This is a genomic window from Streptomyces sp. NPDC091682 (assembly GCF_044756625.1).
In the GTDB taxonomy this organism is placed as follows: domain Bacteria; phylum Actinomycetota; class Actinomycetes; order Streptomycetales; family Streptomycetaceae; genus Streptomyces.
Map to the genome: position 1 here is coordinate 16,456 of NZ_JBIVTH010000013.1, position 20,438 is coordinate 36,893.

The 20,438-nt window shown below is 71.7% G+C and carries 21 protein-coding genes; 9 read left to right on the forward strand and 12 right to left on the reverse strand.

What is annotated here, in order from left to right; translation table 11 throughout:
• Positions 1-78 precede the first annotated feature (78 nt).
• Positions 79-1,407: a HEAT repeat domain-containing protein gene (locus ACIQK6_RS27260; RefSeq protein ID WP_402695635.1), complete on the forward strand. Its 1,329-nt coding sequence runs from the start codon at positions 79-81 to the stop codon at positions 1,405-1,407.
• Positions 1,408-1,497: 90 nt separating this feature from the next.
• Here ACIQK6_RS27260 and ACIQK6_RS27265 read toward each other — a convergent pair whose 3' ends face one another.
• On the reverse strand, positions 1,498-2,448 hold the full coding sequence (locus tag ACIQK6_RS27265) for a helix-turn-helix domain-containing protein (RefSeq protein ID WP_329099765.1): 951 nt from the start codon (positions 2,446-2,448) through the stop codon (positions 1,498-1,500).
• A 107-nt stretch (positions 2,449-2,555) separates the two neighbouring features.
• Between ACIQK6_RS27265 and ACIQK6_RS27270 the strand changes: the two genes are divergently transcribed.
• Together ACIQK6_RS27270 and hemB are read left to right on the forward strand one after the other, a co-directional pair.
• The gene (locus tag ACIQK6_RS27270) at positions 2,556-3,623 is read left to right on the forward strand and encodes a saccharopine dehydrogenase NADP-binding domain-containing protein (RefSeq protein WP_329099764.1); all 1,068 of its coding nucleotides are present in this window, start codon (positions 2,556-2,558) and stop codon (positions 3,621-3,623) included.
• Between the two features lie 97 nt (positions 3,624-3,720).
• Entirely contained in the window at positions 3,721-4,722 is a 1,002-nt protein-coding gene (gene hemB, locus ACIQK6_RS27275) for a porphobilinogen synthase (RefSeq protein WP_329099763.1), read from the forward strand.
• A 15-nt stretch (positions 4,723-4,737) separates the two neighbouring features.
• Here hemB and ACIQK6_RS27280 read toward each other — a convergent pair whose 3' ends face one another.
• Entirely contained in the window at positions 4,738-5,091 is a 354-nt protein-coding gene (locus ACIQK6_RS27280; RefSeq protein WP_329099762.1) for a hypothetical protein, read from the reverse strand.
• Between the two features lie 89 nt (positions 5,092-5,180).
• Between ACIQK6_RS27280 and ACIQK6_RS27285 the strand changes: the two genes are divergently transcribed.
• Together ACIQK6_RS27285 and ACIQK6_RS27290 are read left to right on the forward strand one after the other, a co-directional pair.
• The gene (locus ACIQK6_RS27285) at positions 5,181-5,816 is read left to right on the forward strand and encodes a hypothetical protein (RefSeq protein WP_402695636.1); all 636 of its coding nucleotides are present in this window, start codon (positions 5,181-5,183) and stop codon (positions 5,814-5,816) included.
• 112 nt (positions 5,817-5,928) lie between these two features.
• Positions 5,929-6,201: a DUF1876 domain-containing protein gene (locus tag ACIQK6_RS27290; RefSeq protein ID WP_329099760.1), complete on the forward strand. Its 273-nt coding sequence runs from the start codon at positions 5,929-5,931 to the stop codon at positions 6,199-6,201.
• Between the two features lie 50 nt (positions 6,202-6,251).
• Here ACIQK6_RS27290 and ACIQK6_RS27295 read toward each other — a convergent pair whose 3' ends face one another.
• Together ACIQK6_RS27295 and ACIQK6_RS27300 are read right to left on the reverse strand one after the other, a co-directional pair.
• Positions 6,252-7,007, reverse strand: a complete 756-nt coding sequence (locus ACIQK6_RS27295; protein WP_329099759.1) for an ABC transporter permease — start codon at positions 7,005-7,007, stop codon at positions 6,252-6,254.
• Positions 7,004-7,939, reverse strand: a complete 936-nt coding sequence (locus tag ACIQK6_RS27300; protein WP_329099758.1) for an ATP-binding cassette domain-containing protein — start codon at positions 7,937-7,939, stop codon at positions 7,004-7,006. The genes ACIQK6_RS27295 and ACIQK6_RS27300 overlap by 4 nt, the downstream gene beginning before the upstream one ends.
• Positions 7,940-8,012: 73 nt before the next feature.
• Here ACIQK6_RS27300 and ACIQK6_RS27305 point away from each other — a divergent pair, with 73 nt between their 5' ends.
• A complete protein-coding gene (locus tag ACIQK6_RS27305; protein WP_402695637.1) occupies positions 8,013-8,810 on the forward strand; it encodes a TetR/AcrR family transcriptional regulator in 798 nt (265 codons plus the stop codon).
• An 18-nt stretch (positions 8,811-8,828) separates the two neighbouring features.
• Here ACIQK6_RS27305 and ACIQK6_RS27310 read toward each other — a convergent pair whose 3' ends face one another.
• Positions 8,829-9,074, reverse strand: a complete 246-nt coding sequence (locus ACIQK6_RS27310) for a DUF397 domain-containing protein (RefSeq protein WP_402695638.1) — start codon at positions 9,072-9,074, stop codon at positions 8,829-8,831.
• Entirely contained in the window at positions 9,071-9,895 is an 825-nt protein-coding gene (locus ACIQK6_RS27315) for a helix-turn-helix domain-containing protein (RefSeq protein WP_402695639.1), read from the reverse strand. Before ACIQK6_RS27315 ends, ACIQK6_RS27310 begins: the two co-directional genes overlap by 4 nt.
• Before the next feature lie 113 nt (positions 9,896-10,008).
• On the opposite strand from ACIQK6_RS27315, the gene ACIQK6_RS27320 reads away from it, so the two are divergent.
• Together ACIQK6_RS27320 and ACIQK6_RS27325 are read left to right on the forward strand one after the other, a co-directional pair.
• The gene (locus tag ACIQK6_RS27320) at positions 10,009-10,407 is read left to right on the forward strand and encodes an ATP-binding protein (RefSeq protein ID WP_329099754.1); all 399 of its coding nucleotides are present in this window, start codon (positions 10,009-10,011) and stop codon (positions 10,405-10,407) included.
• Between the two features lie 253 nt (positions 10,408-10,660).
• Positions 10,661-10,855, forward strand: coding sequence for a hypothetical protein (locus ACIQK6_RS27325; protein ID WP_402695640.1), 195 nt, complete (start codon positions 10,661-10,663; stop codon positions 10,853-10,855).
• A gap of 274 nt (positions 10,856-11,129) precedes the next feature.
• On the opposite strand, the gene ACIQK6_RS27330 is transcribed toward ACIQK6_RS27325, so the two are convergent.
• The 6 genes from ACIQK6_RS27330 to argS all read right to left on the reverse strand — a co-directional run bounded on the left by ACIQK6_RS27330 (position 11,130) and on the right by argS (position 18,524).
• Positions 11,130-11,927 carry a VOC family protein gene (locus tag ACIQK6_RS27330; RefSeq protein ID WP_402695701.1) on the reverse strand — a complete coding sequence of 266 codons (798 nt, stop codon included), beginning with the start codon at positions 11,925-11,927 and terminating at the stop codon, positions 11,130-11,132.
• 217 nt (positions 11,928-12,144) lie between these two features.
• On the reverse strand, positions 12,145-12,648 hold the full coding sequence (locus ACIQK6_RS27335) for a hypothetical protein (protein ID WP_329099753.1): 504 nt from the start codon (positions 12,646-12,648) through the stop codon (positions 12,145-12,147).
• Positions 12,645-12,950 carry a DUF6247 family protein gene (locus ACIQK6_RS27340; RefSeq protein WP_329099752.1) on the reverse strand — a complete coding sequence of 102 codons (306 nt, stop codon included), beginning with the start codon at positions 12,948-12,950 and terminating at the stop codon, positions 12,645-12,647. Before ACIQK6_RS27340 ends, ACIQK6_RS27335 begins: the two co-directional genes overlap by 4 nt.
• Positions 12,951-13,138: 188 nt before the next feature.
• A complete protein-coding gene (locus ACIQK6_RS27345) occupies positions 13,139-14,884 on the reverse strand; it encodes a hypothetical protein (protein ID WP_402695641.1) in 1,746 nt (581 codons plus the stop codon).
• A 195-nt stretch (positions 14,885-15,079) separates the two neighbouring features.
• Positions 15,080-16,576 carry a hypothetical protein gene (locus ACIQK6_RS27350; protein ID WP_402695642.1) on the reverse strand — a complete coding sequence of 499 codons (1,497 nt, stop codon included), beginning with the start codon at positions 16,574-16,576 and terminating at the stop codon, positions 15,080-15,082.
• Positions 16,577-16,742: 166 nt separating this feature from the next.
• A complete protein-coding gene (gene argS, locus ACIQK6_RS27355; protein WP_402695643.1) occupies positions 16,743-18,524 on the reverse strand; it encodes an arginine--tRNA ligase in 1,782 nt (593 codons plus the stop codon).
• Between the two features lie 169 nt (positions 18,525-18,693).
• On the opposite strand from argS, the gene lysS reads away from it, so the two are divergent.
• Positions 18,694-20,421, forward strand: coding sequence for a lysine--tRNA ligase (lysS, locus tag ACIQK6_RS27360; protein WP_329099748.1), 1,728 nt, complete (start codon positions 18,694-18,696; stop codon positions 20,419-20,421).
• Positions 20,422-20,438: the final 17 nt, after the last annotated feature.

The following is a 20,438-nucleotide window of genomic DNA, read 5'->3' on the forward strand; positions in this document are numbered from 1 at the left end:
GTCTGGAGAACGGACGGAATCCGGTTGTCGGCCCTCCCCCGTCCCGGCGAGGATCACCGCCGGGACGGGGGAGGACTCATGACGGAGCTGGACGCCCGGCTGGCGGATGCCGTGGCGGCGGGGGACGCGGAGACGGTCCGCGCCCTGCTGGGGGAGGGCGCGGACCCGGACGCGCCGGGCGGGGACGGGCTGCCGGTGCTGTGCGCGGCGGTCGCGGCGTACGCGTCCGCGGCGGCGGGGGCACTGGTCGAGGGCGGCGCGGACCCGGACCGGGTCCTGCCGGACGGGACGACCCCGCTGCTGCGGGCCGTCGAGGGAGGTTCCCCGGCGGTGTGGGAGGCGGTACGCGGCCCCGCGCCGGTGCGGGAACCCGAGCGGCTGCTCGCCGCTGCCCGGCGGTGGTACGAGGCCGGCGCGGAGGCGGAACTGCGGCGGCTGGCGGGGGCGGACGGACCGGCACGGACCGGGATCGTGCGGGACGGGGAGTCCGACCGGATCCGGGAGATCACCCTCGGCGGGCGGACCGTACGGGACGGGCACGGCGCGATCATGACCGTCCTGGAACGGGATCTCCGGATCCTGCCGCCGGTCGGGGAACTGGTGGCCCGGGCCGTACGGCAGGCCGACGCGTGCGGGGACGAGGAGCACGTAGACCGGTCCGCGGCCCGCTGGACCCTCCTGTCGCGGCGGGGCGCCGGAACCTGGCGTGCGGTGGTGGACTTCCACCGGCACCCCTCACCCGCGTACCGGGCCTTCGTCGCCGACTTCCTGAGCCTGGGCGCGCCGATGGCCGGATCGCCCCCGCACCACCGCTGGTACGAGAAGGAGATCGCCGAACTGCTCCCCGGCTGGGCGGCGGTGGAACCGGACGGCGGGGTGCTGGCGGCGGTGCTCCGCCTGCTGAGCGAGGCGTGCCACCCGCGGGCGCGGGGGTTCGGCCTGCGGTACGCCGGACACCCGGACCCCGGGGTGCGCTGCCAGGTGGCGCGCATGTTCGAGGTGCCGGGGGACCCGGAGACGGCACGGGTGGTGCGCGGCCTCGGCCGGGACCCGGACGGCGAGGTGCGGTCGTGGGCGGCGGAGGTGCTCGACTGCGATGTGGCGGAGGACCGCGAGGTGCTGCTCGCCCTGCTCCGGGACGAGAGCTCGCTGGTGCGGGTGCGGGCCGCGTACTCCGTGAGGTCGGGACGCGACCGCTCGCCGGCCGTCACCGCGGCGCTGGTGGAGCTCCTCGACGCCGACGAGCAGGACGAACGGCTCATGGCCGCCTACGCGCTGGCCTGCCGGGACCACCCGGGCACGCCGGAGGCGTACGAGAAGGTGGGCCCGCTGGGCCCGGAGCTCGCCGGAGACCACCGGGTCGACGGGCTGTGGCGGTGGAGGTACCGCAACCGTCCCGTCGGGTGAACGCGAGGTCCGGGGCGTCGGACCGGGGGGTCCGGACGCGGATCCGGCCGGCGGGCGACCGGTCCGTCAGGCGGACCGTCGGGCGGTCCGTCAGGTGGGGTTCGCGCTGCGGAACGCGCGGCGGTAGCTGTCGGGCGGGACGCCGACGACCCGCTTGAACTGGCGGCGCAGCGTCGTCGCCGTACCCATGCCGGTGGCGACGGCGACCGCCTCGATCGTCTCGTCGGTGGCCTCCAGCAGCTCCTGTGCGCGCCGTACGCGCTGGGTCAGCAGCCATTGCAGCGGGGTCTGGCCGGTGACCGCCCGGAACTGCCGTCCCAGGTGGCGCGGGCTCGTACTGACCCGGCGCGCCATGTCGGTGACGGTCAGCGGCCGGTCGAGGCGTTGCTGGGCCCAGGCGAGCAGTCCGGCGAGCTGGTGGTCGCCGCCCGTGACCTGCACCGGGGTGGCCACGAACTGGGCCTGGCCGCCCGGCCGGTGCGGCGCCATGACGAGGCGGCGGGCGACGGCGTTGGCGACGGCGGCGCCGTGGTCGAGGTGGATCAGGTGCAGGCACAGGTCCACGGCGGCGGCCTTGCCCGCGGCCGTGAGCACGCTGCCGTTGTCCGTGTAGAGCACGTCCGCGTCGACCTCGGCCAGCGGATGGCGTGCGCCCAGCTCAGCGGCGTGCGCCCAGTGGGTGGTGGCCCGCCGCCCGTCGAGCAGGCCCGCGGCGCCGAGCACGAAGGCCCCGGTGCACAGCGAGGCGACCCGGGCACCCGCCGCGTGGGCGGCGCGCACGGCGTCGACCAGTTCGGGCGGCGGCGGCTCGTCCACGTCGGCGCAGGCGGGCACGATCACGGTGTCGGCCCGGACCAGGCGCTCCAGGCCGTGGTCGGGCTCGACGGTGAACGGGCCGACGCGCACCGGGCCGGGGCCGCAGAGCAGTACGTCGTACCAGCCCTGCGGGGCGTCGGGCGGGGGATTGCCGAAGATCTCGTGTGCCACCGCCAGCTCGAAGTGCAGCAGGTGACCGGCGGCCGCCAGGGCGACAGTGGGCATGTCCGAAAGTGTATGGGTGATGTCGTTCCGGACCATCACGTTCGGGCCCGGCCCGCGCCGAGACTGAGTGCATCGAGCCGCACAGGGCACACGGGACGGGGAGAGCGATGAGCACGGTGGGTACGGCGGGAACGGCCGGCGAGACGCGTACGGCGGGGCCGGTGGTGGTGTACGGGGCGACCGGGCACACCGGTCGTTTCATCGTCGCCGAGCTGCGCAGGCGCGGCATCGCCACCGTCGTCTCCGGCCGCGACGGAGCCCGGCTGGAGGAGCTGGCGGCCGAGGACGCGGACCTGCTGGTCCGCCCGGCCGCCGTGGACGACCCGGCTTCCCTGGACCGCGCCCTCGCCGGAGCCGCGGCCGTCGTCAACGCCGCCGGACCGTTCGCGGTGACGGGCGGCCCCGTCGTCGAGGCGGCCCTGCGCGCGGGGATCCCCTACGTCGACGTCGCGGCGGAGATCGAGGCGAACGCGGCGATGTTCGCCGACCACACGGAAGCGGCCCGCACGGCGGAGGTCCCCGTGGTGCCGGCCATGGCCTTCTACGGGGGCCTGGGCGACCTGCTGGTCGGCGCGGCGATGGGCGAGTGGACCGCGGCGGACGAAGTGCACGTCGCCTACGGGCTGAGCAGCTGGCAGCCCACGGCGGGCACCAGGAAGGCCGGCGAGGTGTCCCACGAGCGCCGCGGGGGCCGCCGAGTGAGGTTCACGGACGGCGCCCTGCAGTACCACGACGACCAGCTGTCGCAGCGGGACTGGGTCTTCCCGGAGCCGCTCGGCCGGCGGACGGTGATCGCGGAGTTCACCATGGCCGACGTCGTCACCGTGCCCAGCCACGTGGCCGTGCCCGAGGTGCGCACGTACATGGCGGTGGAGGCAGCGCGGGACCTGGCCGGAGCGGACACGCCGGCGCCGGAGGCGGTCGACGACCTCGGACGGTCGGACCAGACCTTCGTCGTCGACGTCCTGGTCCGCGCGGGCGGCGTCGAACGCCGTGCCACCGCCCACGGCCAGGACATCTACGCGGTCACCGCGCCCCTGGCGGTGGAGGCCGTCGAGCGCATCCTGGCGGGGCGCACCCGGACGACGGGCGTGGCCTCGGCCGCGGCGATGTTCGACGCACCGGACTTCCTGCGGGCGCTGGCGCCGTACCTGACGGTCGAGGTCCCGCAGTGACCGACGGCCGGCCGGGAGCCGGGCGGGGCCCGGGAGCGGGGAGTCCGGGCCCTACCCTTGTCCGGACTGCTGTCGATGCTCGAAGAGGCGACTGAAGATGAGCGCGTACGGATCCTTCCCCGGTTCGCGGCCCCGCCGGCTGCGCACCACCCCGGCGATGCGACGGATGGTCGCGGAGAACCGGCTGCACCCCTCGGACCTGATCCTCCCGGCGTTCGTCCGGGAGGGCATCAGCGAGCCCCTGGCGATCTCCGCGATGCCGGGCGTCGTGCAGCACACCCGGGACACGCTGCGGAAGGCCGCCGTCGAGGCGGTCGAGGCGGGGGTCTCCGGGATCATGCTGTTCGGTGTCCCGGCCGACGAGAACAAGGACGCGCTGGGCACGGCGGGCACCGAGCCGGACGGGATCCTCCAAGTCGCGATCCGCGATGTGAAGGCCGAGGTCGGGGACGACCTGGTGATCATGTCGGACCTGTGCCTGGACGAGTACACCGACCACGGCCACTGCGGCGTGCTGGACGAGCACGGGCGGGTCGACAACGACGCGACGCTGGAACGCTACGCCGAGATGGCGCAGGTCCAGGCCGACGCGGGCGTCCACGTGGTCGGGCCGAGCGGGATGATGGACGGACAGGTCGGCGTCATCCGGGACGCGCTGGACGAGACCGGGCACGAGGACGTCTCGATCCTCGCCTACACGGCGAAGTACTCCTCCGCCTTCTACGGTCCCTTCCGCGAGGCCGTCGCCTCCTCGCTGCAGGGCGACCGCAAGACGTACCAGCAGGACCCGGCGAACGCCCGGGAGTCCCTGCGGGAGCTCGCCCTCGACCTGGAGGAGGGCGCGGACATGGTGATGGTCAAGCCGGCCGGCCCCTACCTCGACATCCTGCACCGGGTCGCGCAGGCGGTGGACGTTCCGGTGGCGGCGTACCAGATCAGCGGCGAGTACGCGATGGTCGAGGCGGCGGCGGAGAAGGGCTGGATCGAGCGCGACCGCGCCATCCTGGAGACCCTGCTGGGCATTAAGCGGGCGGGTGCCGACACGATCCTCACCTACTGGGCGACCGAGGTCGCGGGCTGGCTGCGAGAGACCCGCTGACGGTCCGGTCCGCACCTACGGCCAGTCGACGAGGCCGTGGAAGACGATGAAGTCGAAGACGACGGCGGCCGGAGCGGTCACCGCGCACCACACCCTGGCGGCGGCGTAGCGCCGCTGCCAGGGCAGCCCCCACGCGGCGACCAGCACGACCAGCACCAGCAGCAGGCCGAACCCGAAGACGGGGAAGGCGACGTCGTACGAGGCGTCGAACCGGTCGCTCGCCGCATCGCCGCAGGAGTCGCAGGCCATCGGGGACAGCCCGACGAAGAAGAACGCGACGGCGGCCGCCGGCAGCGTCAGCAGGGTGGAGACGAGCGGCGCGACGAACGCGCGGGGGTGGCGGGCGGCGGTGTCCGGAGTCAGGGGCATGGCTTCAGTGAACTCCGCCGGATGATCGCGAACATGAGTGCGCGTACTCATGTGCGCGGCCCGGAGGACTGCCAATTTCGTAGGTGTACGTGCGCACTCGGCACGTCGGTATCAAGGGGGGCGACATCCAAGGGGGCGATCTGTCGATCGACCGGGCGTCCTGGGAGGCGGCGGTCCGGCACCTCTACGAGGACGCGTTCACGTTCAGCGCCACCGGTCCGCGCGAGCACGAGGACTGGCGGACCGACGTGCTCGCCGTCATGGAACGCGCCGTCCCCGACCCGCGTGGCTGGGTCGGGCTCGACGACACCGCGGACGAGCGCACGACGGAAGTGCCCGCCTTTCCCTTCCGCCCGCCCCACGGGGCCGATCCCCGGCGTCGGCTCACCCCGGCCGACGTCGGGGAACGGTTGCACGAGATCGACCGTGCGAGCGCCGAGAACCTCCTCCTCGCACTCACCGACGGCGGCTGCACCCTCCGGAACCTCGAACGGTTCACCGAGGGCTTCGACGAGCTGCAGGACACAGCCCGCACCGTCCTCGCCCGCTACGGGCACACGTTCGCGTGCTACACCAACGTCACCGTCGGTGCGGGCCGGAACGGCACGCTGGACTTCGGGGCGTCCCACTGGGGCTATGCCCCGATGACCTTCTACTGGGAGGACGCCGGCCTGGTCATCGTCTCCGACACCGAGGTCGGGCTGTTCTGGACCTTCGACTGCTGAGGTCGTTCAACGCGGTCAGCCGGCCCCCGCAGTGCTCGGCCGTCCCCGCTCGCGCCGGAACGGGCGCGGGCGCACCCTGGAGGGAAGGGTGACCCCCTGGAGGTGATGCACCATGGCCACGCTCGTCGGGTGGCATGTGGAGCTCGAATTCACCGAGGAGGGCCACCGCACCAGTGCGGCGGCCCTGGTCAGGCTCGGGGACGGCTCCGAGATCAAGGCGCGAGGCTATGCCTTGCGTCACCCCTCCGACCCGGAGCAGTTGAGGGTCGGGGAAGAGATCGCGGGCGCTCGCGCGCTCATGGATCTCGCTTCGCAGATGCTGCAGAAGGCCCACTCGGAGATCGACGAGGCAACGGGCCGTACTTCCTACCCGCTCAACCGCTGAGCTGAGCGGCAGGTTCACAGGCCCGCTGAGGGGCTCCGAACAGGGGCCCCTCAGCGGGTCCTGCTGCGGAACAGAACCGCCGCCAGGGCCATGGCCGCGGCCGTGATGCCCGCGCACCAGGTCAGGGCCACCCAGGGCGCACTGCCCGCGGGCTGCGCCAGGAGCAGTGCGCGCAGGGATTCGATCACCGGGGTCAGCGGCTGGTGGTCGGCGAAGCCGTGGAGCCAGCCGGGCATGGTCCCGATGGGGACGAAGGCGCTGGACGGGTACGGCAGGAACATCATCAGGAAGGTGAAACCGCCCGCCGCCTCGGGGGACTTGGCGAGCAGCCCGAGTGCGGCGGCCAGCCACGAGATCGCCGTGATGTACGTCAACAGCAGGCCGGCCGCGGCGAGGACGGCGGCCGGGCCCGCCTGGGGTCGGAAGCCGATCGCGACGGCGACGGCGAGGACCAGGGTGGTGGAGATCAGGTTGCGCACCACCGAGGCCGCCACGTGCCCGGCGAGGATCGGGATGCCGCCGACATCGAGGGAGCGGAAGCGGTCGACGACGCCGTCCCTCATGTCCTCGGAAACGCTGACGGCGGTGGAGGCCGCCCCGAAGCCGGCACAGAGCAGCATGGCGCCGGGCACCACGTACGTGACGTACGCCGTGCCGGTGTCGATGGCCCCGCCGAAGAAGTAGACGAAGATCAGCATCAGCATGACGGGCAGCATCAGGGCGGCGATCAGCGCGTCGGGCCGCCGGCTGCTGATGCGGAGGCTGCGGCCGGCCAGGGTGAAGGCGTTCACGGGTACGGCGGTCATCGGTCGGCTCCCGTCAGGGCGAGGAAGACGTCGTCGAGGGTGGCGCTGCGCAGGGCGAAGCGGTCGATGTCGGTGCGGTCCGGGTCGAGTTCGTCGAGCAGGGTCCGGACGTGGGCGGCGGTGCCGTCGGTGGCCAGGCCGAGCGTGAGCTCTTCCGGGGCGCGGTGCACCGCGCGCGGGGCCAGCGCCTCGTAGGCGGCCCGGGTGGCGAACGTGAGGTCCAGCCGGTGGCCCGCGACACGGGACTTGAGCTCGGCGGGGGTGCCCTCGGCGGCGATCCGTCCGTCGGCCAGCACGGCGACGCGGTCGGCGAGCTGGTCCGCTTCCTCCAGGTACTGGGTGGTGAGCAGCACGGTCGTACCGTCGGCGCGCAGTTCCCGTACGAGCTCCCACAGGTCCTGGCGGCTGCGCGGGTCGAGCCCGGTGGTCGGCTCGTCGAGGAAGATCACCTCGGGCCGGGAGACCAGGCTCGCGGCGAGGTCGAGGCGGCGGCGCATGCCGCCGGAGTACGTCTTCGCGGTGCGGGCGGCCGCCTCGGTGAGGCCGAACCGGGTGAGGAGCTCGTCGGCGCGGGTGCGGGCGGCGCGCGGGGAGAGCCCGGCCAGGCGGCCCATCATGCGCAGGGTCTCGGTGCCGGTCTGGAGTTCGTCAACGGCGGCGAACTGGCCTGTGAGGGCGATGAGTTCGCGCACCCGGGAGCGTGCGGTCACGGTGTCGTGCCCGGCGACGCGCACGGTGCCGGAGTCCGCGGCGGTGAGGGTGGCGAGGATCCGGACGGTGGTGGTCTTGCCGGCTCCGTTGGGGCCGAGGAGGGCGAGGACGCTGCCGCGCGGGACGGACAGGTCGATGCCGTCCAGGACGCGGAGGTCGCCGTAGGACTTGGTGAGGCCGGCGGCGTGGATGCCGAATTCGCCGGAGGCGTGCGTGGTCATGAGGGACGGTGCTCCCTTCCAAGCTTCTGCGTATGCCTTACGCTCTTCTGTGTAAGTAATACACAGAACTAGGATGGGGGCAATCGAGAAGTGGGCGGTCATGGCGGACGAGGACGACGAGGGCAGCGGGACCGGGCTCCCGGCCAGCCTGGAGATGGCCTGGGGCCTGCGCGAACGCCCCGGCAAGGGGCCGCGCCCCACGCTCACCCTGCCGAAGATCGTGGAGGCGGCCGTGACGCTGGCCGCGGGTGAGGGGACGGACGCCGTCTCCATGGGCCGGGTGGCCAAGGAGCTGGGCGTCTCGACGATGTCCCTCTACCGGTACGTCGCAGCCAAGGAGGAGCTGTACGTCCTCATGTCGGACGCGGGGGTCGGCACCCCGCCGCCGTTGCCGCCAGAGGCGGCCGGGTGGGACTGGCGCGAGCTGCTGACGAACTGGGCGTACGCGCAGCGGGCCGTGCTCATGGCCAACTCCTGGATCCTGCGCATCCCGATCACGGCCCCGCCCGCGACCCCGAACCAGCTGGCCTGGATGGACCGGGGGCTCGCAGCGATGGCCGGTACGGGCCTGAAGGAGGGCGAGAAGCTCTCCACGATCATCCTGATCGGCGGCCTGGTGCGGAACGAGGCCACCATGGCCGCGGACATGATCGACGCCATCGTGAAGTCGGGCACGGCCCCGGAGCAGGCCCTGGCCCAGTACGTCCGCACCCTGCGGCTGCTCGCCGGCCCCGACAGCCACCCGGCGGTGACGCGACTGCTGGACTCCGACGCGTTCACCGGATCCGGCGAGCCGGACTACCAGTTCCGCTTCGGCCTGGACCGCATCCTGGACGGCCTCGCCCCGCTGGTCGCCGAGCGGGCGGGGTGACCGCCGCCGGCATTGCCGCTACCGGCTGACCCAGCCGGTCAGCTGCGCCCAGCTCGCCGGGGCGAGGTCCAGGACGGGGCCGTCCTGGACCTTCGAGTCCCTGACGTGGACCGTGCCGGTGCAGGCGGCAACCTCGACGCACTGACCGCCTTCGCTGCCGCTGTACGAGGACTTGCGCCAGGCGACGGCGACTTCCAGGCAGGCGCCGCCTTCGTCGCCGCTGTAGCTGGACTTGAACCACTTCAGTGCGGTCGTGGCGCTCATGTCTCTCCTAGCAGGCGGCCCAACAGGCCCCGTGTCTGCTCGGCGTTGAGGGCCTGAGTCCGCAGCATTGCATACTTGCGCGCCAGGATGCTGACCTCACTGGGGTCCGAGATCAGATGGCTGCCGCGTTGGGTTTCGGTGTAGCCGAGGTGCTGATGATTTGGGGTTTCCAGGAGGATGAACGGGCCGTTGAGGCCCGCGTGGGAGGTGCGGCCCAGCGGCATCACCTGGAGGCTCACGTCCGGTAGGTCGGCGCAGGCGCGGAGGTGGCGCAGCTGCTCCGCGTACACCTCGTCCCCGCCGAGGCGGTCGCGGAGCACGGCCTCCCAGATCACGAAGCTCAGGGTCGGTGGCGAGGCGCGGTGCAGGATTTCCTGGCGTGCGATGCGCCGGGCGGTCAGCGCCTCGATCTCCGCCTCGGGGTGGGCCGGGACGCGGCACCTGAAGACGGCCCGGGCGTAGCTCTCGGTCTGGAGAAGACCCGGCACCACCTGGTTGTCGAACCAGGAGAGCGCGATCGCACGCGCTTCATGGTCCATGTACTCCTCGGCCCACGGCGGGGTCGCGTCGACGGCCGGCATCTCGTTCGCCGCCACGGTCAGTAGACCCGGCAGGCCCAGGTGGAAGTCCATCAGCTCCGCGACGTTCGGCATCAGCGCGCGCCGGCCCTGCTCGATGGACGCGATGGTCTCCGCATCGAGCCGGACCAGCTCTCCGAGCTGCTTCTGGGTCAGGTTCTTGGCGATGCGGGCGGCGGCCACCATCGCGCCGACCATCTTCATGGTCGTCGCGTTCGGCCGTACTCGTTTCCTCGGTGGCATGACAGCGAACTCCCCACCCGCGCACGCGGAATACCCCGTGCAGACCCGTACTCATGAAGGAGTACGGGTCGGCGCTCAGCCACACGCTAGTCACGCAACGCGACGATCGTCCCGTGAATCCAACTATTCAGGCGGCGCTCGTGCGCGAGCGGCTCTACCTGCGCTCACCTCGAACGGTCGCGGCTGCGCGCCAGTTCACACGTGACACCTTGCAGGCGTGGGTGGTGACCGAACGCCACGACGAAATGTTGCTCTGTGTGAGCGAGCTGGCCACCAATGCCCTGCGCCACGGCGTCCCGCCCGGCCGCGGCTACCTGCTGCGGCTGTACGGCTTCGAGGACGCGACCGTCCGCATCGAGGTGCACGACGGCGGGCCCGGAGCGACGCGGCTCCGCGACCGGCCGCACGGTCAGGGCCTCACCCTCGTCACTGCGCTCGCCGACGAGTGGGGGGTGCTGGCGCGGACCCCCGGAAAGGTCGTCTGGTGCGAGTTCCGAATCGGGCGCCCGTGACATCTTCCCAGAATGGGCTTTCCTGAAATTCTTAGGTGGGAATGAATTCCACCCTCAAGAGATTCGTTTCTCCGGGAATGATAGCGCACGGGGAGGAATCGAAATGCCGACACGGCGGCGGGGCATCCCCGAATTCCGGGCATTTGGTGCGTACTATTCCCTTGTTCGGATCGCGGCCCCCGTGTGTAGGCCCGCCGTATCGGGCTGATTGCGTAGGGGTTCGCGTCATCTCCACTCCAGAAAGAAGGCCGCCGTGGCCCTCCCCCTCCCCAACGACGTGACGGCGTTCCAGGACAACTGGCGCTTCTGTAACCACTGTTGCTCCATGTGGTGGAACGGCCGCTCCGACAACGGAGCGTGCCCCTCCGGCAACTCCCCGGACGGGCAGCACCACGGCCCGGGAAGCTGGAACTTCTACCAGCCGGCCAACCCCAGTGAGCACATCTGATCCGATCGCGTCAAGGTGCGCAGAATTCTCGCCGGCGCGACCCGGGCGGATTTTGGTTGCCTGTTTGATCAATGTTCGGGGTGATGTTGATATCGCCTCGCGCCCCGGTCTGAGAATGCTGCGCGGACTGTAATCGAGTGAATGCCCCCCGACTGCCGAAATCAGTCGGGGGGCATTCACGTTCAGGGCACTTCCGTCCGCCGCGGATGACGTGGCAGACGGAAGGAGGCGGTGCACAGGGGGCGGGGAACATGCCCTGTGCACCCGAAAAACGTCAGACGGGCTGCTCCGTCACCGTCGAAGTGATCACCGAGAAGGTGCCGCCCTGGGGGTCCGCGAGGACGGCCATCCGGCCCGCCACCATGTCGAAGGCCGGGGCCATGACGCTGCCGCCGGCCCGTACGACGGCGGCCTGGATCTCGTCGACGCTGTCCACGTGGAAGTACGGCATCCAGTGCGGCGGCACCCCGGCGGGCAGCTTGGCGAGGTCCATCATTCCGCCGACCGCGCGGTCGCCGACCTTGAACTCGGTGTACTCCCCGGCGCCCGGCATCTCGGACCGGGTCGTGGTGACGGGCAGGACGGCGGTGTAGAAGGCGGCCGCGGCGGGGACGTCGGGGGTGTTCAGCTCGTTCCAGATGAGCGCGCTGTGTTCGTTGACGATGCCCGCGCCGTCGAAGGTGCCGGCCTGCCACAGGCCGACGACGGCGCCGGTGGGGTCGGCGATCACGGCCATCCGGCCGAGGTCCATGACGTCCATCGGGCCCATCATGACCGTGCCGTGGGAGTCGGTGACCGACTTGAGGGTGGAGTCGAGGGAGTCGGTGGCCAGGTACGTGGTCCACGCGGTCGGCGGCATCGGGTCCGGGACGGTGCCGTCCGGGTTCATCGCCTTCATGATGCCGGCGACCGGCTGCCCCTTGAGGGTGCAGACGGAGTATCCGCCCTGCTCGGCCGGGCCGACCTCGCCCTGCCAGCCGAACACGTCGCAGTAGAAGTCGAGGGCGGCCTGCTGGTCGGGGACCATCAGGTCGATCCAGCAGGGAGTGCCGGGCTTGTAGGGGCCGTTCATGTCGGGCACGGAGGCCTCCGGGGATCTGTGGCGCCTATGGGGGATGGACGGGCCATCCCCTACCCGGCCGCTACACCCCGAACCGGGCCGAACGGGTGATATCCACCGGCCGTGGTGTGTGAGGCCGTCCCGTTAAGGTCTTGCCGAGGGGCCCCCTGGGCCGCAGTCGGCGCCCAGAGGCCAGAGGCCGGCTGAGGGTGGAGGCCGGGCGGGCGGGTCACCGGATGCCGAAGAACCGTGTCCACCAGGTGGGCCGGGCCGCGAAGTCCTCCAGCGCGCTGGGGCCCTCGTAGTCGCTCTCCAGCAGTTCCTCGGGGACACTCACGTAGCCGAGGTCGGCCAGCGCCCGCTCCACGGTGGCGAGGTCGCCGAGGTCCAGCGCCCCTTCTTCTTGGGCATCGTCCGTGCCGAGGAAGGCCCCCGGATTGTCGGCGCAGACCTCTGCGAGGGAGCCGAACTTGCTCACGCAGACCACGATCCGCGTCCCGCAGACCGTCGCGTCCGCGGGCACGTGGACACGCCCGTACTCGCTGGAGTCCTGGGTGTCCCGCTCGGACTCGCACGAGGTACCGAAGTCTGCTTCGAGCCGACGCACCAGCCCGCCGAACTTGACGCCGGTCGTCGCGCGGTCGTAGTGCAGCGGCCATTCCAGCCGCTCCGGGTCATCGAGTTCGCGCAGCAGGGCCAGCAGTTCTATCGGCCCGGTGAACTCCCCGCTCACTCGCCGGGTTCCAGGTCGCGCAGCTCGTGGCGGATGCGCGAGGCCTCGTCGAGGAGTTCGCGGGCCGTCTCGGCGTTCGCGGCTTCGGCCGCCCGGGCTTCGAGGTCATTCACGCGGTGGTCGAGCTCGGGATCGCGCGCGAGGGCGTACTCGCCCCACCAGCGGGCCATGAACGCGGGAACGGGCCCGATGTCGTACGCGTCGGCGATCTGCTGTCGCCAGGCGGCGTCGAAACCCGGCAGGAGTGCCGGGGTGCGGGCGGCGATGGCGGCGCGCAGGGCCTTCGGCGTGTACTCAGGCATCGGCGGCACTGAACCGCCGCGTGCAGGCGTCGCGGTGGGCATTTCCGGTTTCTCCTCGGATCGGACGCCGCCCACCCTAGCCGTCGGGCTCGGGCCCGCTCCGGGGAACGCGACGGCTTCCGGCGCGTCCCGCGCGGGCGGCCCCGCCACCCGTGCGGGTGACGGGGCCGAGTCGGCGGCCGAGCGGGTCAGGGGGTGGTGCGGCGGCGGCGACCGGTGCCCGCGACCAGGGCGGCGCCCATGGCGAGGGCCACGCCCGCGCCGTTCAGGGCCCAGCTGGTGGCCGGGTCTGCGCCGGTGGCGGCGAGGGCGGGGGCGCCGGTGTTGCTCGCGCTGGTGGGGACGGTGCTGATCGGCGTGGTCCCGGTGCCGCCGTTCGGCACGGGCCCGTTGCCACCGGGCGCACCGCCTCCCGGGGCTTCGCCGCCGGGAGTCTCCCCTCCGGGCGTGCTGCCTCCGGGTGTCCCGTCCCCGGGGATGCCTCCGCCGGGGGTGCCGGGTGTCTCCCCGCCAGGGGTACCGCCTCCAGGGGTGTTGCTTCCCGGGGCTTCGCCGCCGGGCGTGCCGCCGCCGGAGGTCCCCCCGCCCGGGGTTTCGCCGCCGGGGGTGGGGGCGGGGGCCGGTTCCAGGAGGGTGGTCAGGCGGCGGGGCGAGCGGGAGTCGGCCCACGGCGGGGGTGTTTCCGCGTCGACCTGGGACGTGCCCCAGGCGAAGAAGGAGACCGATCCGGTCGGGGCGTCGGCGGAGAAGCGGACGCGGACCGGGACGTCGAAGGCCGCGCCCGCGCCGATCGGGCTGCGCACGAGACCGCCCGCGAAGAAGTAGCCGTCCTCGTCCGAGACGATCTCGACGGACTGCCAGGCAGCCGCCGGCTGTCCGTCCACGCCGGGCCGCAGGACCTCGACCGTGATCTGCGAGACCTGCATCGGGACGAAGTCGGGCCGGGCCAGAACCAGACCCAGGTCGAAGGCGGCCAGCTCGGCCCTTCCGGCGTTGTCCACCCGGACGGAGAGTTCCGTCCAGTCGCCGCCCGCCCGCACCGATTCCGGGACCCCGCTCACCGCCAGGGCGGGACCTTCGACCCGTACCGGGTCCTCGTCACCGCCGGGCGCGCCCGTGATCCTCGTTGCGTACAAGGACGTGGGGGAGCTGCCGGTGGCGGTCCCGACCCGGCCCCTGCCGTCCGCCGTCAGGTCGAACGGTACGACGGGGGTGTCCGCGGCGAAGCTGATCCGGACGTCGATGGTCCGGATCTGGCCGGCGGGGACCGCGGCGGCGCTGCCGAGGGCGTAGCCCAGTGTGGGGGCCGCGCTCTGGACCGGCACGGCGGCCGTCCACGGCCCGCCCGCGGTGCGGTGCTCGACGCTGATGTGGGCCGGCCCGAACTGTCCGGCGGCCTGCGAGACGCCCAGCAACGGGGTGTACTCGTCCACGGCGAGGTGGCCCGAGTTGTCGACGGTCACGGTGAGCGGGGTCCAGCTTCCGTCGGCCTTGAATCCGGCCGCCGGGATGCCCTGGACCGTGACCTCGGGCCCCATCAGGATCCGGTCGGACCCGCTGTCCTCACCCTCGTCGAGGGCCTCCGGCGGGGCCGCCTGCGCCTGCGCCTGCGCCGGCGTCTGGGCCTGGGCCTGCACCTGCGCCTCCAGTGCGGGCGGGACAACAGGTGTGTCGGGCACCGCCGGTGCGGCCACGGCCCGTACGGCGGGCTGCTGCGCGGCGGCGTCCTCGGCCGGGGTCTTCTCCTCCGGCTGCTCCTGGGCTTCTTCCTTCGCCGGTGCCTGCGCCCCGTCCGACGGCCCGGCGGTGTCCACGGGTACCGCGTCCGGCGCGGTCACCGCCGGATGATCCTCGGCCACCGCGGGTGCGGCCATCAGGAGTGTCTGGCCGGCCACCGCGGCTGCTGCCACGACGGCCATGCGCTTGAACTGCATGCTCTTTACCTCCCCGAGCTCCGGACATGTCCGGAGCCGCCCCAAACCCCTTGGGAGGCGCCAAGGTTAGTGAGGCGGGAGGAGCTTGCAGAGGGCTACAGGATTGCGAAGTATGTGCGGTCCGCCGAGACGGGCCGTACGACCCGTACGGCCCGAATCGGGCCGTACGGGTGAACGCGTGCCGTGCCCCAGACCTCAGGCGGTGGTGCGGCGGCGGCGACCGGTGCCCGCGACCAGGGCGGCGCCCATGGCGAGGGCGACACCCGCGCCGCCGAGGGCCCAGGTGGTGGCCGGGTCGCTGCCGGTGGCGGCGAGCTCGCCACCGGTGGTGGTGGTGCCGGTGTTTCCGGTGGTGCCCGTGCCGCTGCTGGTGTCGGTGATCGGCTTGGCGCCGCCGTTCGGCTTCGGCTGGTTGCCGTTGCCGCCCGTGTCCGTGGAGGCGGCGACGATGTCCGTCAGGCGGACCTTGGAACGCGAGTCCGCCCACGGCTTCGGGCTGCCCAGGCCGACGTTGGACGAGCCCCAGGAGAAGATGCTGACGGGGCCGAGCGGCGCGTCGGCGGTGAAACGGATCCGGACCTGGACGTCGAAGCTCTTGCCGGCCGGGACCGGGCCACCCGCGAGGTCGATGCCGAAGAAGACGCCCTCCTCCTCGGCCCAGATCTCGGCCGCGTGCCAGCCGACCTTGCCGTCCTTGTCCTTGCTCAGGACCTCGGCCTTGATCTGGGAGGGCTTCATCTTGACCCAGTCGGGACGGGCCAGGACCATGCCGACGTCGAAGCCCTTCAGGGCCTCCTTCCCGCCGTTGTCCACGTGGACGGACAGGTTCGTCCAGTCGCCGCCCGCCTTGATGGTCTCCGGCACGCCGTTCACCGTCAGCGCGGGGCCCTCGACGAAGGGGTTCTCGCGGTCGTCGACCGCACCGGTGATCGTGGTGTTGTACCAGGAGGTGGGCGAGTGGTTGACGTGGTTCCCGACGCGGCTCTTGCCGGCCGAGGTCAGGTCGAAGGGCACCACCGGGGTGTCCGCGGCGAAGGCGATCCGCACGTCGACCGTGTAGGAAGTGCCCTTGGCGAGGGACGGGTTGGTCCCGAAGCTGTACTGCAGGCTGGAGCCGAGCGCCTCACCCTGGGCCAGCTTGGCAGGCTGCCAGGTGCCGCCTGCGGCCTTCCACTCGACCTTGACCTGGGAGGGCTTGAACTCGGCGCCGTACCCGTCGACGGAAATGCTGGGCGTGTAGTTCGGCACGGCGACGTGGCCGCCGTTGTCGACCGTCACCTGCAGCGGGGTCCAGCCGCCGTCGGCCTTGAAACCGTTCTTCGGGATGCCCGCCACCGTGACCTCGGGACCCATGAGGATCCCGTCGGACTCGGCGCCCTGCGTGTCCTCGTCGCTCTTGGCGTCCTTCGCCGCCTTGTCGGCGGCGGGCGCCGGCGCCGGCTTCGGTGCGGGCGCCTGCGCGTCCGGGACGGCCGGAGCAGGGACGGCCGGAGCGGGTACGACCGGAGCCGGGGCCTTGACGTCCGGCACGGCCGGGGCCGGCGTACCGGCGTCGGCGGCGTCGTCCTTCGGTGCCACGTCCGGGACGATGACGGCCGGCTGGTCAGCGGCCATCGCGGGCGTCGCGGTCAGGATGGTCGGGCCGGCCACGGCCACCGCGGCCACGGCGGCCATGCGCTTGATGCTCTTCACGAAATTCCCCCCCATTAAGTTTTGAACACGATCAGATTAGTGGGGTTGACGGGATCGTGGGGGGCCTCGGAGATCACGAAATGCGTACGACCCCAGCAGTAGCCGCCGGGGCCGTACACATTTGGTGCGGGTTGTGCGGTTGTGCGGTCGTGCCGATCGAGCGATGTCAGAGCTTCTCGGGGGTCCGGATGCCGAGGAGGGACATCCCCTTCGTCAGCGTGCGGGCCGTCAGCTCGCACAGGAACAGCCGGTTCTCGCCCACCACCAGCTCCGGCTCCGGCTTCACGACCGGGCACTGGTCGTAGAACGTCGTGAACAGCGACGACAACTGGTAGAGGTACGCCGCCACCTTGTGCGGGGCGTGGTCCGCGGCCGCCTCGGCGATCAGCTCGCCGAACTGGTCCAGGTGCAGGCCCAGCGCGCGCTCGGCCGAGGCCAGCTCCAGCTCCGGGTGCGCGCCCGGCTTGCGCTCGCCCGCATTGCGCAGGATCGACTTGATCCGCGCGTACGCGTACTGCAGGTACACCGAGGTGTCGCCGTTCAGCGAGACCATCTGGTCCAGGTCGAACTTGTAGTCGCGCGAGGCCGAGGTCGACAGGTCGGCGTACTTCACCGCGCCGATGCCGACGAACTGGCCGTTCTCGACGATCTCCGCCTCGGTCAGGCCCACCTTCTCGGCCTTCTCGCGCACGACGGCCGTCGCCCGCTCCACGGCCTCGTCCAGCAGGTCCACCAGCCGGACCGTCTCGCCCTCACGGGTCTTGAACGGCTTGCCGTCCTTGCCGAGCACCGTGCCGAAGGCCAGCTGCACGGCCTTGACCCCGTCGTTCAGCCAACCCGCCCGGCGCGCCGTCTCGAAGACCATCTTGAAGTGCAGCGACTGCCGCGCGTCGACCACGTAGATCAGCTCGGTCGCGCCCAGCTTGCCCACCCGGTCGCGGATCGCCGACAGGTCGGTCGCCGCGTAGCCGAAACCGCCGTCCGACTTCCGCACGATCAGCGGGGTCGGGTTGCCGTCCGGGCCCTTGACGTCGTCGAAGAAGACGCAGAGCGCGCCGTTCGAACGGACCGCGACGCCCGACTCCTCCAGCAGCTCGCACGTCTCGACCAGCATGTCGTTGTAGCCCGACTCGCCGACCACGTCCGGGTCCTGGATGTCCATGTCCAGCTTGTTGAAGACGGAGTAGAAGTAGATCTTCGACTCGTCCACGAACCGCTGCCACAGCTCCAGCGTCTGCGGCTCACCCGCCTGGAGGTCCACCACCCGGGCCCGCGCCCGCGTCTTGAACTCCTCGTCGGAGTCGAACAGCGCGCGCGAGGCCTTGTAGAGCCGGTTCAGGTTGGACATGGCCTCCTCGCCGGAGGCCTGCTCGTCGGCGTCCGCGCCGCCCTTGTGGTCCAGCTCCTGCGGGTGCTCCAGCAGGTACTGGATGAGCATGCCGAACTGGGTGCCCCAGTCGCCGATGTGGTGGCGACGGACCACCTTCTCGCCCGTGAACTCCAGGATCTCCACCATCGCCGCACCGATCACGGCGGACCGCAGGTGCCCGACGTGCATCTCCTTCGCCACGTTCGGCTGCGCGTAGTCGATCACCGTGGTGCCCGGGTTCGCCGCGAACGGGACGCCCAGACGGTCGTCGCCGGCCCGCGCGGCCAGCGTCTCGATGATCGCCCGGTCGGTGATGGTGATGTTGAGGAAACCGGGGCCGGAGACCTCGATCTCCTGGATCAGGTCACCGGTCTGGATGCCCCCGACCACGGTCGCCGCCAGCTCGCGCGGATTGGCCTTCGCCTTCTTCGCGAGCGCCAGGATGCCGTTGGCCTGGAAGTCGGCCCGGTCGCTTCGTCGCAGCAGCGGGTCCGCGCCACCGGCCTCCGGCAGGGCGGAGGCAAGGGCGTCCGCGACGCGCTGATTGACGGAAGAAGCGAGGGAAGGGACCGAGGCCATGAGCTGCCGTTCCTGTGAGGTCGTGCCGGTGAGTGCACTTGGTTGTTCCGACAAGAGCCGAGTATCCCACGCGGGGGCAAACCGTTTCCCGGTGAAAAAGCAACCTCGGAGCGACCCCTTCCGTCTGGGAGAATGGCTGAAGCCAGCATTCGAGATAGAAGGACGTGTCGTGGCTCAGAGCAGCACCGAGACCGACTGGGTCTCCCGTTTCGCGGACGAGGTCATCGCCGAGGCGGAGCGCCGAGCACCCGGCAAACCTGTCGTCGTCGCGTCCGGACTCTCCCCCTCCGGCCCCATCCACCTGGGCAACCTCCGCGAGGTCATGACCCCGCACCTGGTCGCGGACGAGATCCGCCGCCGGGGCATCGAGGTCCGCCACCTCATCTCGTGGGACGACTACGACCGGTACCGCAAGGTGCCCGCCGGCGTGCCCGGCATCGACGAGTCGTGGGCCCAGCACATCGGGCGCCCCCTGACCTCAGTGCCCGCCCCGGCCGGATCCGCGTACCCGAACTGGGCCGAGCACTTCAAGGCCGCCTTCATCGAGGCCATGGCCGAAATGGGCGTCGAGTACGACCCGATCAGCCAGACCGAGCAGTACACCAGCGGCGTCTACCGCGAGCAGGTGCTGTTCGCGATGAAGCACCGCGGCGACATCGACGCCGTCCTCGACCAGTACCGCACCAAGCAGAAGCCGGGCGGCAAGAAGCCCCAGCAGAAGCAGGTCGACGAGGCCGAGCTGGAAGCCGCCGAGGGCTCCGGCGCCGCCGCCGAGGACGACGGCAGCACCGGCGAGGGCGGCTACTTCCCGTACAAGCCCTACTGCGGCCAGTGCGGCAAGGACTTCACCAAGGTCACCTCGTACGACGACGAGACCACCGAGATGACCTACGTCTGCACCGAAGACGAGTTCACCGAGACGGTCAAGCTCAGCGAGTTCAACCGCGGCAAGCTGGTCTGGAAGGTCGACTGGCCCATGCGCTGGGCCTACGAGGGCGTCATCTTCGAGCCCTCCGGCGTCGACCACTCCTCACCCGGCTCGTCCTTCCAGGTCGGCGGCCAGATCGTGCACATCTTCGGCGGCGAACAGCCGATTGGACCGATGTACGCGTTCGTCGGCATCAGCGGCATGGCCAAGATGTCCTCCAGCAAGGGCGGGGTCCCCACCCCGGCCGACGCGCTCAAGATCATGGAGCCGCAGCTGCTGCGCTGGCTCTACGCCCGCCGCCGCCCCAACCAGTCCTTCAAGATCGCCTTCGACCAGGAGATCCAGCGGCTCTACGACGAGTGGGACAAGCTGGAGGCCAAGGTCGCCGACGGCTCCGTACTGCCCGCCGACGCCGCCGCGCACACCCGCGCCGTGCGCACCGCCGCCGCCGAGCTGCCGCGCACCCCGCGCCCGCTCCCGTACCGGACGCTCGCCTCCGTCGCCGACATCACCGCCGGCCACGACGAGCAGACCCTGCGCATCCTGACCGACCTCGACCCGACGCAGCCGCTCACCTCCCTCGACGAGGTACGGCCGCGCCTGGACCGCGCCGAGAACTGGATCACCACCCAGGTCCCGGCCGACCAGCGCACCCTCGTACGCGAGGACGCCGACACCGAGCTCCTGTCGTCCCTCGACGACGAGGGCCGCGAGTCGCTCCGGCTCCTCCTGGAAGGCCTTGACTCGCACTGGTCCCTCGACGGGCTGACCACCCTCGTCTACGGCGTCCCGAAGGTCATGGCCGGCCTCGAACCCGACGCCAAGCCCACGCCGGAACTCAAGGTCGCGCAGCGCACCTTCTTCGCCCTGCTCTACCGGCTCCTCGTGACCCGGGAGACCGGACCGCGACTGCCCACCCTGCTCCTGGCAGTGGGCGCCGACCGCGTGCGCAAACTGCTCGCCGTCTGAGCCGACCCACCCGGCAC

Coding starts and splice junctions, on each gene's coding strand:
- ACIQK6_RS27330 (WP_402695701.1), bottom strand. CDS start 11,927: ATGAACGGCCCCTACAAGCCCGGCACTCCCTGCTGGATCGACCTGATG.
- ACIQK6_RS27290 (WP_329099760.1), top strand. CDS start 5,929: ATGGCCACGCTCGTCGGGTGGCATGTGGAGCTCGAATTCACCGAGGAG.
- ACIQK6_RS27315 (WP_402695639.1), bottom strand. CDS start 9,895: ATGCCACCGAGGAAACGAGTACGGCCGAACGCGACGACCATGAAGATG.
- ACIQK6_RS27340 (WP_329099752.1), bottom strand. CDS start 12,950: ATGCCTGAGTACACGCCGAAGGCCCTGCGCGCCGCCATCGCCGCCCGC.
- ACIQK6_RS27295 (WP_329099759.1), bottom strand. CDS start 7,007: ATGACCGCCGTACCCGTGAACGCCTTCACCCTGGCCGGCCGCAGCCTC.
- ACIQK6_RS27300 (WP_329099758.1), bottom strand. CDS start 7,939: ATGACCACGCACGCCTCCGGCGAATTCGGCATCCACGCCGCCGGCCTC.
- ACIQK6_RS27305 (WP_402695637.1), top strand. CDS start 8,013: ATGGGGGCAATCGAGAAGTGGGCGGTCATGGCGGACGAGGACGACGAG.
- ACIQK6_RS27265 (WP_329099765.1), bottom strand. CDS start 2,448: ATGCCCACTGTCGCCCTGGCGGCCGCCGGTCACCTGCTGCACTTCGAG.
- ACIQK6_RS27280 (WP_329099762.1), bottom strand. CDS start 5,091: ATGCCCCTGACTCCGGACACCGCCGCCCGCCACCCCCGCGCGTTCGTC.
- ACIQK6_RS27260 (WP_402695635.1), top strand. CDS start 79: ATGACGGAGCTGGACGCCCGGCTGGCGGATGCCGTGGCGGCGGGGGAC.
- ACIQK6_RS27345 (WP_402695641.1), bottom strand. CDS start 14,884: ATGCAGTTCAAGCGCATGGCCGTCGTGGCAGCAGCCGCGGTGGCCGGC.
- ACIQK6_RS27310 (WP_402695638.1), bottom strand. CDS start 9,074: ATGAGCGCCACGACCGCACTGAAGTGGTTCAAGTCCAGCTACAGCGGC.
- ACIQK6_RS27270 (WP_329099764.1), top strand. CDS start 2,556: ATGAGCACGGTGGGTACGGCGGGAACGGCCGGCGAGACGCGTACGGCG.
- argS (WP_402695643.1), bottom strand. CDS start 18,524: ATGGCCTCGGTCCCTTCCCTCGCTTCTTCCGTCAATCAGCGCGTCGCG.
- hemB (WP_329099763.1), top strand. CDS start 3,721: ATGAGCGCGTACGGATCCTTCCCCGGTTCGCGGCCCCGCCGGCTGCGC.